Origin of the sequence: Prescottella defluvii (assembly GCF_000738775.1) — a bacterium.
GTDB classification, from domain to species: domain Bacteria; phylum Actinomycetota; class Actinomycetes; order Mycobacteriales; family Mycobacteriaceae; genus Prescottella; species Prescottella defluvii.
In genome coordinates, this window is the sequence record NZ_JPOC01000017.1 from 51,360 (window position 1) to 64,925 (window position 13,566).

Here is a 13,566-nt window from a genome sequence, read left to right on the forward strand (position 1 = left end):
GCGTCAGAGGGACTTCGCGACGAGACCGATGAGGTCCGCGAGGCGGTTCGAGTAGCCCCACTCGTTGTCGTACCAGGAGACGATCTTGACCTGGTCGTCGATGACCTTGGTCAGGCCGGCGTCGAAGATCGAGGAGTGCGGGTCGGTGACGATGTCCGACGACACGATGGGAGCCTCGGTGTACTTCAGGATGCCCTTGAGCGGTCCCTCGGCGGCAGCCTTCATCGCGGCGTTGATCTCTTCGGCGGTGGCCGGCTTGCGCAGGTTCGCGGTGAGGTCGGTGACCGAGCCCGTGGGGATCGGCACGCGCAGCGCGTAGCCGTCGAGCTTGCCCAGCAGCTGCGGGAGGACCAGGCCGATGGCCTTGGCGGCACCCGTGCCGGTCGGGACGATGTTCAGGGCTGCGGCACGCGCGCGACGCAGGTCGCTGTGCGGGGCATCCTGCAGGTTCTGATCCTGCGTGTACGCGTGGATCGTGGTCATCAGACCCTTGACGATGCCGAACTCGTCGTCGAGCACCTTGGCGATCGGGCCGAGGCAGTTGGTGGTGCACGAGGCGTTCGAGATGATGTTCTGGCTGCCGTCGTACTGGTCGTCGTTGACGCCCATCACCACGGTCAGATCCTCACCCTTGGCGGGCGCGGAGATGATGACCTTCTTGGCGCCGGCCTCGAGGTGACCCTTGGCCTTCGCGGCGTCCGTGAAGATGCCCGTGGACTCGACGACGACGTCGACGCCCAGCTCGCCCCAGGGGAGCTCGTTCAGCGGGCCACGGTGCGCCAGCGCCTTGATCTTGGTGTCACCCACGACGATGGTGTCTTCGCCCTCGAGCGAGACGTCGTACGGCAGACGACCCAGGATCGAGTCGTACTTGAGCAGGTGAGCCAGCGTGGCGTTGTCCGTGAGGTCGTTGACCGCCACGATCTCGATGTCGGTGGTGCCGAGCGCCTTCTGCGCATCGACCGCCCTGAAGAAGTTACGTCCGATACGACCGAAGCCGTTGATGCCTACCCGGACCGTCACAGTTAGCTCCTTTGCCCATCTACTCTGTTTTCGCCCGCGAGAACCTCGCGAGCACGTGATACCCACGACTATCGAACCGAAACGCGAGATCCATCGGCCGATGCGTGTCCCACACTAGTGCGCGCACCCACAGGCGCGCGCATCTGCCCCGGTCACCGGAACCGGGGTGGTCGTCGACCGAACGTCACGCCTCGTCGAGCAACTCCGCGGTCACCGCCGACTCCGTGTCCGCGACCCCGACCTCCTTGGCCTTCCGATCCGCCATCGACAGCAGTCGCCGGATGCGACCGGCGACGGCGTCCTTGGTCATCGGCGGGTCCGCGAGCTGACCCAGTTCCTCGAGCGACGCCTGCCGGTGCTTGACCCGCAGCGTGCCCGCCGCCGCGAGGTGGTCGGGGACGTCCTCGCCGAGGATCTCGAGCGCACGCTCAACCCGCGCCGCCGCCGCGACGGCCGCGCGCGCGGACCGCCGCAGGTTCGCGTCGTCGAAGTTCGCGAGGCGGTTCGCGGTGGCGCGCACCTCGCGCCGCATGCGGCGTTCCTCCCACGTGAGCCGGGTGTCCTGCGCGCCCATCCGGGTGAGCAGGGCGCCGATCGCCTCACCGTCCCGCACCACCACCCGGTCGCTGCCGCGCACCTCGCGGGCCTTCGCGGCGATCCCGAGGCGGCGCGCGGCGCCGACCAGCGCAAGCGCCGCCTCCGGCCCGGGGCAGCTGATCTCGAGAGCCGACGAGCGCCCCGGCTCGGTGAGCGAACCGTGCGCCAGGAACGCACCACGCCACGCCGCCTCCGCGTCTCCGACGCTGCCACCCACCACCTGGGCCGGCAGGCCCCGCACCGGACGCCCCCGCATGTCGAGCAGTCCGGTCCGGCGGGCCAGCGCCTCGCCCTCCTTCGCGACCCGCACGACGTAACGGGAACTCTTGCGCAGACCGCTGGCACTCAGGACGTGCACGTCCGAGTGATACCCGTAGAGGTCGAGAATCTCGCCACGCAGACGGCGGGCGATCGATCCGAGGTCCACCTCGGCCTCCACCACCACCCGGCCACCCACGATGTGCAGCCCGCCGGCGAACCGGAGCAGCGCCGACACCTCCGCCTTCCGGCAGCTGACCTGAGTCACCGCCAGCCTGCTGAGCTCATCCTTGACCTCGGCTGTCATCGCCACGTGGCGCTCTCCCTTCCCCCTGCTGTCCGTTCGGCGGACCGCTCGTCGCCGCACACCTCGACGTGGCGGTAGTCGTCCGCCTGCTGCCCGGTGAGTCGTTCGAGCACCGCCGCGAGCTTGCCCGCATGATGCTTGTGGGTTCCGTCTTCGGCGACGTCCGCGTAGACGACCTCCGCACCGAGTTGCACCGCAGCCCGGCACAGGTGGTCTCGTTCCCGCCCGGCCGGTACCGACGCCGAGTCGACGACCACGTGGTCGACCCTGAACTCGGGCGCGTGCTGGCACAGTACGTGCAGATGGCGCTCCGCGGAGAATCCTGCGGTCTCGCCGGGTTCGGGCGCGAGGTTGAGGATCAGCACCTTCCGCGCCGACGAACGCATCAGACCGTCGAGCAGGTCCGGCACGAGAACGTGAGGAATCACACTCGAGAACCACGAACCGGGGCCGAGCACGGCGACATCGGCGCTCTCGATCGCGGCCAGCGCGTCCGGGCAGGCCGGCGGGCCCGCCGGCCGCAACCGCACGCGGCGCACCTTCCCCGGCGTGGTCGCGACCGCGACCTGCCCGCGAATGCACCGGCTGACCCGCGGGTCGGACTCCAACCCGACGACGTCCGCCTCGATCTCCAACGCCACCGGCGACATCGGCAGCACCCGGCCCTCGATGTCGAGCAGTCGGGCAACGGTGTCGAGGGCCGCGACGGTGTCCCCGAGCACCTCGGTGAGACCGGCGATGATCAGGTTCCCGACCGAGTGGCCGGCGAGGGCACCCGTGCCGCCGAAACGGTGCTGGACGGTCTCCGTCCACGTCTGGACCTGCGGTTCCCGCGACGCGAGCGCGGCCAGCGCCATGCGCAGATCGCCGGGGGGGATGACACCCAGTTCACTGCGCAGGCGTCCGGAGGAGCCTCCGTCGTCGGCAACGGTGACCACGGCGGTGACGTCCGCACTCAGTCGCCGGGCGGCGGTGAGGGTGGCGTACAGGCCGTGGCCGCCGCCCAATGCGACGATCCGCGGACTGCGGCCGGTTCCGGGCGGTCGATCCTCGCTCATTCGCGCCCCACATCACGGTGCACGACGCGAACGGAGAGACCGTCCTCCTTCTCCAGTCGCGCCGCGAGCGCCTGCGACATGGCGACACTGCGGTGTTTGCCGCCGGTGCATCCGACCGCGATGGTCATGTAGCGCTTTCCCTCCCGGCGGTATCCCGCCGTCGTCAGTTCCAGCAGACGCAGGTAGGTATCGAGATACTCCTGGGCCCCGTCACGGGACAGGACGTAGTCCCGCACCGCCTCTTCCAGTCCGGTGTGCTCGCGCAGTTCGGGAATCCAGTGCGGATTCGGCAGGAAGCGCACGTCGCACACCAGGTCCGCGTCCATCGGCAGACCGTGCTTGAACCCGAAGGACTGCACCGTCACCTGGATCTCCGCGCTGGACTCACCACCGAACGCCGACTCGATCTTCTCGCGCAACTCCCGGACCCCGAGCGATGAGGTGTCGACCACCAGATCGGCTGCGGCCCGCATCTGGGCCAACTTCGCGCGTTCGGCGGCGATCCCCTCCGACAGGGTGCCGTCCTTGCTGTCGCTCTGCAGCGGATGGCTGCGTCGCACGTGCTCGAACCGGCGGATCAGTACCGCGTCGTTGGCCTCCAGGAACAGCACCCTGATCTGCACGGGCATCGCCTCGAGCGCGGTCACGACCCGGCCCAGGTCGCCGGAGAACGGGCGGCTGCGCACGTCCATCACGACGGCGAGCCGGCGAATCGGCGGATCGGACTCGACGCCGAGGTCGACCATCCGCGTCACGAGTTCGGGCGGCAGGTTGTCGACGACGTACCAGCCGAGGTCCTCGAGGAGCTTCGCCGCCGTGCTCAGGCCCGCACCGGACAGTCCGGTGACGAGCGCAACCTCCATGCCTTGCCCACCAGAATCCTGCAGGTCGTTCACGCTGGGGTGTGTCCTGTTCGTCTCGAAGCACCGATGTCCGTGACATCATCCCCCACGACGGGGCCGACCGCAGTGACATCCGATCCGGCCTCGCCCGGTCCGGGGGCGGGATCGGCTGCGGGATCGGACGCCGCCAGCGCCGCCAGAACCGCTCGCGCGGTGGTCGGGCCGACACCCGGAACCGCGGTGATCTCGTCGACGGTCGCGTTCCGCAACCGGGCCACGGACCCGAAATGCGTGACGAGCGCGGTCCGGCGGGTCTCCCCCAGTCCCCGCACCGAGTCCAGCGCCGACGCCGTCATCCGCCGCGACCGCTTGCTGCGGTGGAACGTGATCGCGAAACGGTGCGCCTCGTCACGCACCCGCTGCAGCAGGTACAGCGATTCACTGGTCCGGGGCAGGATCACCGGATCCGCCTCCCCCGGCACCCACACCTCCTCGAGGCGCTTCGCGAGTCCGATCACCGCGACATCGGTGATGCCGAGTTCGTCGAGGACCTCCGCGGCTGCCGCGACCTGCGGGGCACCACCGTCCACGACGTACAGATTGGGTGGATAGGCGAACCGGCGTGGCCGACCCGTCTGCGGGTCCAGCGCGGCCTCCGGCGCCAGGTCGCCGCCGTCAGCGCCGTCGGCGGCGTCCGGGGCATCAGTACCGCCCGCGCTACCCGAGCCCGCTGCCACGTCCCGGTTGTGCCGCAGGAACCGCCGCCGGGTCACCTCGGCGATACTGGCCACGTCGTCGGACCGACCGTCGCCGGCCGCCTCCTTGATCGCGTAGTGGCGGTAGTCGGACTTGCGCGGAAGACCGTCCTCGAACACCACCAACGAGGCGACGACGTCGGTGCCCTGGACGTGACTGATGTCGACGCACTCGATCCGCAGCGGAGCCGAATCGAGGTCGAGCGCCTCCTGAATACCCTGCAACGCAGCCGATCTCGAGGTGAAGTCGCCCGCACGCTTGAGCTTGTGCTGGGCGAGCGCCTCCTTCGCGTTGCGTTCGACGGTCTCGGCGAGCGCCTTCTTGTCGCCGCGCTGCGGGACCCGCAACTGCACCGACGAACCACGCAGCGTCGAGAGCCAACGCTGGATCTCCTCGGCGCCCCGCGGCAACACCGGGACGAGCACCTCCCGGGGGACGGCATTGGCCGGCCGGTCGGCTTGCGCTCCGCCGTCCAGCGCGGCCTGCTCGCCGTAGAACTGGGTGAGGAACTGCTCCACCAGGATCGCGTCCTCCGAATCATCAGCAGCGCTGGCAGCGCCCGTAGCGCCGGCAGTGCCGGCAGTGCCGTCGCTATCGGCGCCGTTCGTCGCATCGAGGGCGACCGCGTCCCGCTCGATCACGTCGCCGGCCTTCTCGACCACCCAGCCGCGCTGACCCCGGACCCGGCCACCGCGGACGTGGAACACCTGCACCGCGACCTCGAGGTCGTCGGAGGCGAACGCCACCAGATCGGCGTCGGTGCCGTCCCCGAGGACGACGGCCTGCTTCTCGAGGGCCTTCTTCAACGCACCGATGTCGTCGCGGAGCCGGGCGGCGGTCTCGAAGTCCAACTCCTCCGCCGCGTCCTGCATCCGGATCTCGAGCTGGCGGACGAGCCGATCGGTCCGCCCGGACAGGAAGTCGCAGAAGTCCTCCACGATCTCCCGATGCTCCGCGGCACTGACCCGGCCGACGCACGGCGCCGAACACTTGTCGATGTAGCCGAGCAGGCACGGCCGGCCGATCTGTTCGTGCCGCTTGAACACTCCGGCCGAGCAGGTCCTCGCCGGGAACACCCGCAACAGCAGATCCAGCGTCTCGCGGATGGCCCAGGCGTGCGCGTACGGACCGAAGTAGCGCACTCCCTTGCGACGCGGTCCGCGGTAGACGAACAGCCGCGGGAACTCCTCGTTCAACGTCACCGCTAGGACCGGGTACGTCTTGTCGTCGCGGTAGCGGACGTTGAACCGGGGATCGAACTCCTTGATCCAGTTGTACTCGAGCTGGAGAGCCTCCACCTCGGTACTGACGACCGTCCACTCGACGCTGCCCGCGGTGGTGACCATCTGCCGCGTCCGCGGATGCAGCGACGAGACGTCCGCGAAGTACGAGCTCAGCCGCGACCGTAGGCTCTTGGCCTTGCCGACATAGATGACCCGGCCGTGCGGATCGCGGAACTTGTAGACGCCCGGCGCCACCGGGATGGTTCCCGGGGCGGGGCGATACGTCGAGGGATCAGGCACGAATCAAGGTTAGTCGGCGGTACCGACGGCCCTCAGGCCGCGCGCGAACCCGTGTACTTCGCTTCGAGCTCACGGAACCGGCGGACCGCCCGCACCGCGTACTCGCCGTCGTTGGCCTGGATCGCCATCACCGGCACGTACTCGTCGTCGGGCAGTTCGACCCGAGCCCACGGCGCCCCGTCCGGGAACGACAAGCCCTGGTCCAGGTCCCAGTCGACGACACGCTCACCGAGGATGTTGCGGACCGCGATACCCCGCGGGCCGACCCGCAGTCGCGGACGGGTCAACATCAGCACACCGCCGGCGAGCAGGATCCCGATCCCGGCCATCGCGAACTGGTCCACGACCCGGAAATAGACACCCGTGGCCGACGTCCGGAGCAGGACACCGAGCGTCACGTGCACCAGCACCAGCACCCCGGCGACGATCCACGCGTAGCGCGGCGACTTCTTCGAGCGGACCTCGAACTCCCAGTCCTCGTTCGCGCTCATCGGGTCGGCTGCTCCGTCCGCAGGCGCCGGAGCTGGGCGAGCGTGACCGCGGTGTCGATCGCCGCCGCGCAGGCCTCGCCGCCCTTGTCCTCGACCGAGCCGGGCAGACCCGACCGGTCCAATGCCTGCTGTTCGTTGTCGGTGGTGAGCACGCCGTTGCCGACCGGGGTGCCCTCGTCGAGGGACACCCGGGTCAGCCCGGCGGTAACCGCGTCGCACACGTACTCGAAGTGCGGTGTGCCACCCCGGATCACGACACCGAGCGCGACGACGGCGTCGTGCGACCGTGCCAGTTCCTGCGCCACGACGGGCAACTCGATCGCGCCCGCGACGCGGATCAGCGTCGGCTCCTCGATCTGCGCCTGTTTGGCGACGCGCTTGGCGCCCGCGACGAGCGCCTCGCTGATCTCGGGATGCCACTGACCGGCCACGATTGCAAGCTTCAAATTCTTGGCCATACCGAGCTGGAGATCGGGCCGCCCCTCACCGCTCACAGCGCGTCCCCTGCCTCGAACTCGTCGAGCCCGACCATGTCGTGGCCCATGCGATCCCGCTTGGTGCGCAGGTACGTGAGGTTCTCGGCGTTCGCGCGCAGCGGCATCGGAACCCGGTCGGTGATCTGCAGGCCGTAGCCGTCCAGGCCGACCCGCTTGGCCGGATTGTTCGTCAGCAGCCGCATCGACTTGATGCCCAGGTCGACGAGGATCTGCGCGCCGATGCCGTAGTCGCGGGCGTCCGCGGGCAGGCCCAGCTGGAGGTTCGCGTCGACAGTGTCCGAGCCGGCGTCCTGCAGCTGGTAGGCCTGCAGCTTGTGCATCAGGCCGATGCCGCGGCCCTCGTGTCCACGCATGTACAGCACGACACCACGGCCTTCCTGCGCCACCATGTCGAGTGCGGCATCGAGCTGGGGACCGCAATCGCAGCGCAGCGAACCGAAGACGTCGCCGGTGAGGCACTCCGAGTGCACCCGGACCAGCACGTCGTCGCCGTTGTTGTCCGAGAGATCGCCCCGCACCAGCGCAACGTGCTCGACGTCGTCGTAGATGCTCTTGTAGCCCACAGCGGTGAAGTCACCGTGCCGGGTGGGGATGCGTGCCTCGGCGACCCGCACCACGTGCTTCTCGTGCTTGCGACGCCACGCGATCAGATCGGCGATCGAGATCAGGGCCAGATCGTGGTCGTCCGCGAACACCCGGAGTTCCTCGGTCTGGGCCATGTGGCCCTCGTCCTTCTGGCTGACGATCTCGCAGATCACGCCGGCCGGACGCAGGTCCGCCATCCGGGCGAGATCGACCGCTGCCTCGGTGTGGCCGGGGCGACGCAGGACGCCACCCTCCTTCGCGCGCAGCGGCACGACGTGGCCGGGGCGGGTGAAGTCGTTCGCACCGCTCTCCGGGTCGGCCAACAGGCGCATCGTCGCGGCACGGTCTGAGGCGGAGATGCCGGTGCCGATACCCTCGCGTGCATCGACGGTGACCGTGTACGCGGTGCCGTGCTTGTCCTGGTTGGTCGCGTACATCGGCGGCAGACCGAGACGGTCGCAGTCCTCGCCGTCGAGCGGGACGCAGAGGTAACCCGAGGTGTAGCGGACCATGAACGCCACGAGTTCGGGGGTGGCCTTCTCGGCGGCGAAGATGAGGTCGCCCTCGTTCTCGCGGTCCTCGTCGTCGACGACCACAACCGCCTTACCTGCGGCGATGTCTGCGACTGCGCGCTCGATGCTGTCGAACCTGGTCACGTGCTTGGGCTCCAAAATCTTGAACTGGTGTGCTCGAGTATGTCCCGGCGCATCGCTTCAGATGCACCTCAACAGTACGACCTCGCGATACGAGGTCGTTATTCCGGCTATCGGCCGGCCGCGGTGTGCAGTCGTTCGACGTACTTGGCGATGACGTCGACCTCCAGGTTGACCGGTGTGCCGGGTTCCGCCGCTCCGAGCGTGGTCAGGCCGAGGGTGGTCGGGATCAGCGAGATCTCGAAGTACTCGTCTCCCGGCTCGCCACCGAGCGCCGACACCGTCAGCGAGACGCCGTCGACCGTGATCGAGCCCTTCTCGACCACGTACCGCGAGATGGCCGACGGCAGCGAGATCCGCACGATCGTCCAGTGCTCGGACGGAGTCCGGGAGATGACCGCGCCGGTACCGTCGACATGGCCCTGGACGATGTGCCCGCCCAGGCGGCTGTTGACCGCCGCGGCACGTTCCAGGTTGACGCGACTGCCCACCGCAAGGGCGCCGAGGCTCGACCGCACCAGGGTCTCGCGCATGACATCGGCGGTGAAGGCCTCGCCGTCGAGTACGTCGACGACGGTCAGGCAGACGCCGTTGACCGCGATCGAGTCGCCGTGTCCCGCGTCCGAGGTGACCAGTGGTCCCTTCACGGTGAAGCGGGCCGCGTCGGCCAGGTCCTCCTTGGCGACGATCTCGCCGAGTTCCTCGACGATTCCGGTGAACATGTCTTCGCTCACTCCTTGGATCAACTATCGATTAACTTCTGAGCCCGATCGACTACCGGAGTCGAGGGATCAGGTTCAACAACAGGTCGTCGCCGAGGACCTCGACGTTCTCCCGCCGAAACCGTAGCGCGTCGGCGATCGTGGACACTCCGGCATCTTCCACTGCGTGGGACCCCGCCCCCAGCACGACGGGCGCAATGTATGCCTGGATCCGGTCGACCCGGCCGGCCGCGAGGAACGCGCCCGCGAGCCGCGGGCCGCCCTCGACGAGGACATCGTCGTGATCGGCAAGAGCGGCGAGAACCTCGTCGACGTCCCGGGTGCGCACTATCAGGGTGGGGGCCGCGTCGTCCAGCACTCTCGCGGTGGCCGGGACGTCCCGCGTCCCGACGACGACCCGCAACGGCTGGTGCGGCGCGAGCGAACCGTCGGGCAGGCGCGCGGTGAGCCACGGGTCGTCCTCCAGGACGGTCCCGGTTCCGACGACGACGGCGTCGAGTCGAGCCCGGTCCGCGTGTACCCGCGCCCGCGCCTCGGGCCCGGTGATCCACTGGCTGGTGCCGTCCGCGGCCGCGCTGCGGCCGTCCAGCGTCGCGGCGAACTTCCACGTCACGTGCGGACGCCCCGTCCGCTGCCGATGCAGCCACGCCCGCAGAGGGCCGTGTTCGACGTCGTCGGCGAGCGTCCCGGCGGTCACCGTGACGCCGGCGTCACGCAGCGTCTGCGCGCCGCCCGCCGCGGCCGGGTTGGGGTCGCGCGCAGCGAAGTGCACCGCGGCGATTCCGGCGTCGATCAGCGCCTGCGAGCACGGACCGGTGCGGCCCCGGTGGTTGCACGGCTCGAGTGTGACGACCGCGGTCCCGCCGCGTGCCCGCTGTCCGGCTGCCGCGAGCGCGACGACCTCGGCGTGCGGGCCGCCGGGCGGCTGCGTCGCACCGACCCCGGCAACCGCACCGGACACGTCGAGGATCACCGCACCGACCGGCGGATTGGGGCTGGTGCTGCCCCGCACGGCCTGGGAGGCCTCGAGCGCGAGCCGCATCGCGGCGTCGGGAGTGGTCACTGCCGGGCCGTCAGATCGACAGCGTCAGGTGCGGCGAGGTCCTGGCGGCCTGCTCGCGCAGTCCCCGGACCGCGGCGGCGGGGTCGGCGGCACCGTAGACCGCAGACCCGGCGACGAAGCAGTCGATGCCCGCCTCGGCGGCCTGTTCGATGGTGTCGGCGTTGATTCCACCGTCGATCTCCACGAGCAGGCGCAGCTCACCGGAGTCGACGAGCTTGCGCACCGCACGCGCCTTGTCGAGAACGGACGGGATGAACGACTGACCGCCGAAGCCCGGCTCGACGCTCATCACCAGCAGCGTGTCGAAGCTCTTCAAGATCTCGAGGTACGGCTCGATCGGGGTGTTCGGCTTGACGCTCAGGCCCGCCTTGGCGCCGGCGGCACGGATGTCGCGGGCCACCGAGACCGGATCGTCGGTGGCCTCGGCGTGGAAGGTGACGTTGTGCGCCCCGGCCTCCGCGTACGGCGGAGCCCAGCGACCCGGATTCTCGATCATGAGGTGGCAGTCCAACGGAATGTCGGTGGCCTTCAGCAGGGACTGCACCACCGGCAGCCCGAGCGTCAGGTTCGGCACGAAATGGGCGTCCATGACGTCCACGTGCAGCCAGTCGGCGCCGGCAACGGCGTCGGCCTCCTCGGCGAGGCGTGCGAAGTCGGCGGAGAGGATGGACGGAGCGATCATCGGGGTTGCCACGGCCGCGAGTTTAGTTGCTGTCGATCGGGACCGGTATGCACGGTTCCGGTGCCTCACACCGCTGGTACCGTCGGCTGCATGACACCGCAGAAAGGCGCATGAGCGCCGCATTCGAGCGCAGATGTCTGCGCCCTCGTCTCGTGTTCTACTCGGGCGGCTACGTGTGGGTGGCCGACGAAACCCAGCCGGTCGCGGCACTGTTCGATCCAGGCTCTGCCGCGTTCGTCCGCCTGGTGTCGTGGACCGATCTTCCTGCCGCACCTCCCGGTGCTCGGCACGACCCCCAGATCGTCGGTGACCGGGACGGCCTGTGGGTGCAGAGCCACGCCGACGGCCCGCTGGTGCGAGTGGCCGCCGACGGCATCGTCCGCGGTGAATACACCGAGGGCCACGGCCTGACCTGCGCCGGAGCGTCCGGCGCGTGGTGCACGACCGTGACCCGGCGCCGCCGCGACGTCGCGGCCTCCCCCGACGCCCCGCCTCGGCCCGTCCTGCGACCCCCGACGCTGCTGGTGGCCCGACCCGACGGCGGCACCCGGCGTGTCGTCGTCGATGTCGCGGCCGTCGTCTCGGTCGAATTCGACGAGGTGTTCCTGTATCTCGGCGTGGAACACGAACCGTGGGAACGGGTCCCGACGACACCCGGATCGGGTCGCGAAAGCTTCGAGGTCCGCTACCGGCGATCGGTGCTGCAGGTCCCGCTCGACGGCCCGGTCCCCGACCGGATCGCACCGGACACCCACCCGCGCGCACCGGGTCGTCCCGTCGAGTACACGAGCGAGTACGCCGACACGTCGTACAACGAGGCGCACCGGCGCAAGCGGTCGATCGGCCCGGAGCTGCGCTGGCACTGGCACTGGGGGCTCGATCCCCGGCGCCGCGACACCACGATCGTCCGGGGCTACCGGAGCGGCGAGCCGGCACCCGCGACGGCGTTCGACCTGCCCGAGGCGCGGGTCGTCGACGGTGCGACCGCCGGGGACCGTCTGTGGATGGTCGTCACACCGGGGAACCACACCGGCACAGGACGATCCGTGCTCGTCGCCGACCTCGACGGCACTGTGCGAGCGGCATCCACGGACGACATCGACATCACCGACCACTGCCGTCCGGTGGGACCGGAACCGCTCGACCACCGCGCCTACGTCGACTACTGCGTGCGCCGCCTGGACGGCTCGCGGTTCTCCGACAAGGTCCACGACGTGTCGGCGTCGTATGTCGGGCGGTGGCCGCACGGGCTGATCCACGTCCGGTTCCGGCACACCCACTATCCCGGTCTGACGCTGGTGGCCCGCCTCAACCTGTACGACGAGCAGGGCGTCCGGCTCGACAACTTCTTCACCTACGTACCGGTCATGCTGATGGAGCAGGCCGACACCCACGAGTATCCGCCGCGGTCGGCAGCCGTCGGCGGCCCCGATGGCGTGCTGTACGTCTGACGATCGACACCGGAGGACACACACGATGACCCCTTGGGTACAGATGCTGGTGACCATGGCCGACGGCCCCACCCGGCCGGTGCACGGCACGGTGGTGCCGTACCGGAACAGCGATGTTCCGGTGCACTACTACACCGCCGACTACGGTGAGGAACCCATGTTCCTCCCCATGCGCGGCGAGGGAATCCGGTTGTTCCGGTGGGGACGCCGATCACGGATCGAAACGCTCGGCGGGACGGTGCTGTTCGTCAGTGACGGTGTCACGGCCTGGGAATTCACGTCCGACCCGGACCGTCCGCGCTGCACCGAACTGAAGAAGGTGCACAGTCCGTTCGCCGGCCGATTCCTGGTGGTCACGCCACGTGTCGCGCACTGGGCGGGCGAGCATTGGGCCCGCCCGACCGGGCCGGTGTCCGACGTCGAGTTCCTGGACCGGCCCTGCTGGTCGGTGGACTTGGCCGCACAGGAGCGCCACGATCCGCCGAAGCCGTCGCTGCGCCTGGTCGTCGACGCCGAATCCGGTGCGGTCCTCGGCCAGCATTCCGGCGACGGCATCGACGGCGCGGCCTTCACCGAGGTCACAGTCGGTGAACCGCTCGCTCCGTCACTGTTCACCTGGGACGGGCCGGTGATCACCGACGACGAGTCCCGGGACCTCGCCGGCGCCGGGCGCCCCTCCCGGCACGACCGGGAGGAGTCGTTGCAGTGGTTCCGCGACACCGTCACCGCGGACCCGATCCGGGTGCCGGTCACGGTCGACCTCACCCCGTTCTCGGTCGGATCGATCGACCGCGCGACCGGCGCCTTCTCCGCCGAACTCGGCCGAGGCCGGTACGAGGGCTGGCTCACCCGGCGCCCCCGGTCGGACGAGCCGTGGAGGGTCCAGACCCACAGCAAGCAGATCGCCTGGTCCACACCGGAATTCGACTGGGCGATCCAGACGAACCGGGAGGCGCTCGACGACGCCAGTCTCAGTGCCCTACGGCGGCAACTGCATCCGGGACGGCCGGTCGTCGGCACCCCGCCGCTCGAATTCGGTGGCTCCGCCGAACCCTGAA

At 69.7% G+C, this 13,566-nt stretch carries 13 protein-coding genes; 2 read left to right on the forward strand and 11 right to left on the reverse strand.

What is annotated here, in order from left to right; translation table 11 throughout:
• Positions 1 to 3 precede the first annotated feature (3 nt).
• From gap to rpe, 11 genes are all read right to left on the reverse strand, one after another.
• The gene (gene gap / locus IJ15_RS0106370; RefSeq protein ID WP_031937510.1) at positions 4 to 1,023 is read right to left on the reverse strand and encodes a type I glyceraldehyde-3-phosphate dehydrogenase; all 1,020 of its coding nucleotides are present in this window, start codon (positions 1,021 to 1,023) and stop codon (positions 4 to 6) included.
• A gap of 184 nt (positions 1,024 to 1,207) precedes the next feature.
• A complete protein-coding gene (gene whiA, locus IJ15_RS0106375; RefSeq protein ID WP_197059766.1) occupies positions 1,208 to 2,185 on the reverse strand; it encodes a DNA-binding protein WhiA in 978 nt (325 codons plus the stop codon).
• The gene (locus IJ15_RS0106380) at positions 2,182 to 3,243 is read right to left on the reverse strand and encodes a gluconeogenesis factor YvcK family protein (protein ID WP_031937512.1); all 1,062 of its coding nucleotides are present in this window, start codon (positions 3,241 to 3,243) and stop codon (positions 2,182 to 2,184) included. The genes whiA and IJ15_RS0106380 overlap by 4 nt, the downstream gene beginning before the upstream one ends.
• A complete protein-coding gene (gene rapZ / locus IJ15_RS0106385) occupies positions 3,240 to 4,106 on the reverse strand; it encodes an RNase adapter RapZ (protein WP_031937513.1) in 867 nt (288 codons plus the stop codon). Before rapZ ends, IJ15_RS0106380 begins: the two co-directional genes overlap by 4 nt.
• A gap of 29 nt (positions 4,107 to 4,135) precedes the next feature.
• Positions 4,136 to 6,364 carry an excinuclease ABC subunit UvrC gene (gene uvrC / locus IJ15_RS0106390; RefSeq protein ID WP_051918565.1) on the reverse strand — a complete coding sequence of 743 codons (2,229 nt, stop codon included), beginning with the start codon at positions 6,362 to 6,364 and terminating at the stop codon, positions 4,136 to 4,138.
• A gap of 32 nt (positions 6,365 to 6,396) precedes the next feature.
• Positions 6,397 to 6,855 (reverse strand): PH domain-containing protein, encoded by a 459-nt coding sequence (locus IJ15_RS0106395; RefSeq protein ID WP_031937515.1) that lies wholly within the window; start codon positions 6,853 to 6,855, stop codon positions 6,397 to 6,399.
• Positions 6,852 to 7,349 (reverse strand): 6,7-dimethyl-8-ribityllumazine synthase, encoded by a 498-nt coding sequence (ribH, locus tag IJ15_RS0106400; RefSeq protein WP_031937516.1) that lies wholly within the window; start codon positions 7,347 to 7,349, stop codon positions 6,852 to 6,854. The genes IJ15_RS0106395 and ribH overlap by 4 nt, the downstream gene beginning before the upstream one ends.
• Positions 7,346 to 8,593: a bifunctional 3,4-dihydroxy-2-butanone-4-phosphate synthase/GTP cyclohydrolase II gene (locus IJ15_RS0106405; protein WP_031937517.1), complete on the reverse strand. Its 1,248-nt coding sequence runs from the start codon at positions 8,591 to 8,593 to the stop codon at positions 7,346 to 7,348. The genes ribH and IJ15_RS0106405 overlap by 4 nt, the downstream gene beginning before the upstream one ends.
• Positions 8,594 to 8,700: 107 nt before the next feature.
• Positions 8,701 to 9,312, reverse strand: a complete 612-nt coding sequence (locus IJ15_RS0106410; protein WP_031937518.1) for a riboflavin synthase — start codon at positions 9,310 to 9,312, stop codon at positions 8,701 to 8,703.
• 52 nt (positions 9,313 to 9,364) lie between these two features.
• On the reverse strand, positions 9,365 to 10,354 hold the full coding sequence (ribD, locus tag IJ15_RS0106415; RefSeq protein ID WP_051918578.1) for a bifunctional diaminohydroxyphosphoribosylaminopyrimidine deaminase/5-amino-6-(5-phosphoribosylamino)uracil reductase RibD: 990 nt from the start codon (positions 10,352 to 10,354) through the stop codon (positions 9,365 to 9,367).
• 31 nt (positions 10,355 to 10,385) lie between these two features.
• A complete protein-coding gene (rpe, locus tag IJ15_RS0106420) occupies positions 10,386 to 11,069 on the reverse strand; it encodes a ribulose-phosphate 3-epimerase (protein WP_031937520.1) in 684 nt (227 codons plus the stop codon).
• Between the two features lie 98 nt (positions 11,070 to 11,167).
• Here rpe and IJ15_RS0106425 point away from each other — a divergent pair, with 98 nt between their 5' ends.
• Positions 11,168 to 12,508 carry a hypothetical protein gene (locus IJ15_RS0106425; protein ID WP_156112034.1) on the forward strand — a complete coding sequence of 447 codons (1,341 nt, stop codon included), beginning with the start codon at positions 11,168 to 11,170 and terminating at the stop codon, positions 12,506 to 12,508.
• A 25-nt stretch (positions 12,509 to 12,533) separates the two neighbouring features.
• Positions 12,534 to 13,565 carry a hypothetical protein gene (locus IJ15_RS0106430; RefSeq protein WP_031937522.1) on the forward strand — a complete coding sequence of 344 codons (1,032 nt, stop codon included), beginning with the start codon at positions 12,534 to 12,536 and terminating at the stop codon, positions 13,563 to 13,565.
• The last annotated feature ends 1 nt before the right edge of the window (position 13,566 follow it).

Bases quoted from the DNA above. Each gene is read 5' to 3' on its own strand.
- rapZ (WP_031937513.1), bottom strand. From the start codon at position 4,106: ATGGAGGTTGCGCTCGTCACCGGACTGTCCGGTGCGGGCCTGAGCACG.
- whiA (WP_197059766.1), bottom strand. From the start codon at position 2,185: ATGACAGCCGAGGTCAAGGATGAGCTCAGCAGGCTGGCGGTGACTCAG.
- IJ15_RS0106430 (WP_031937522.1), top strand. From the start codon at position 12,534: ATGACCCCTTGGGTACAGATGCTGGTGACCATGGCCGACGGCCCCACC.
- IJ15_RS0106410 (WP_031937518.1), bottom strand. From the start codon at position 9,312: ATGTTCACCGGAATCGTCGAGGAACTCGGCGAGATCGTCGCCAAGGAG.
- ribD (WP_051918578.1), bottom strand. From the start codon at position 10,354: ATGCGGCTCGCGCTCGAGGCCTCCCAGGCCGTGCGGGGCAGCACCAGC.
- IJ15_RS0106425 (WP_156112034.1), top strand. From the start codon at position 11,168: ATGAGCGCCGCATTCGAGCGCAGATGTCTGCGCCCTCGTCTCGTGTTC.
- IJ15_RS0106395 (WP_031937515.1), bottom strand. From the start codon at position 6,855: ATGAGCGCGAACGAGGACTGGGAGTTCGAGGTCCGCTCGAAGAAGTCG.
- IJ15_RS0106380 (WP_031937512.1), bottom strand. From the start codon at position 3,243: ATGAGCGAGGATCGACCGCCCGGAACCGGCCGCAGTCCGCGGATCGTC.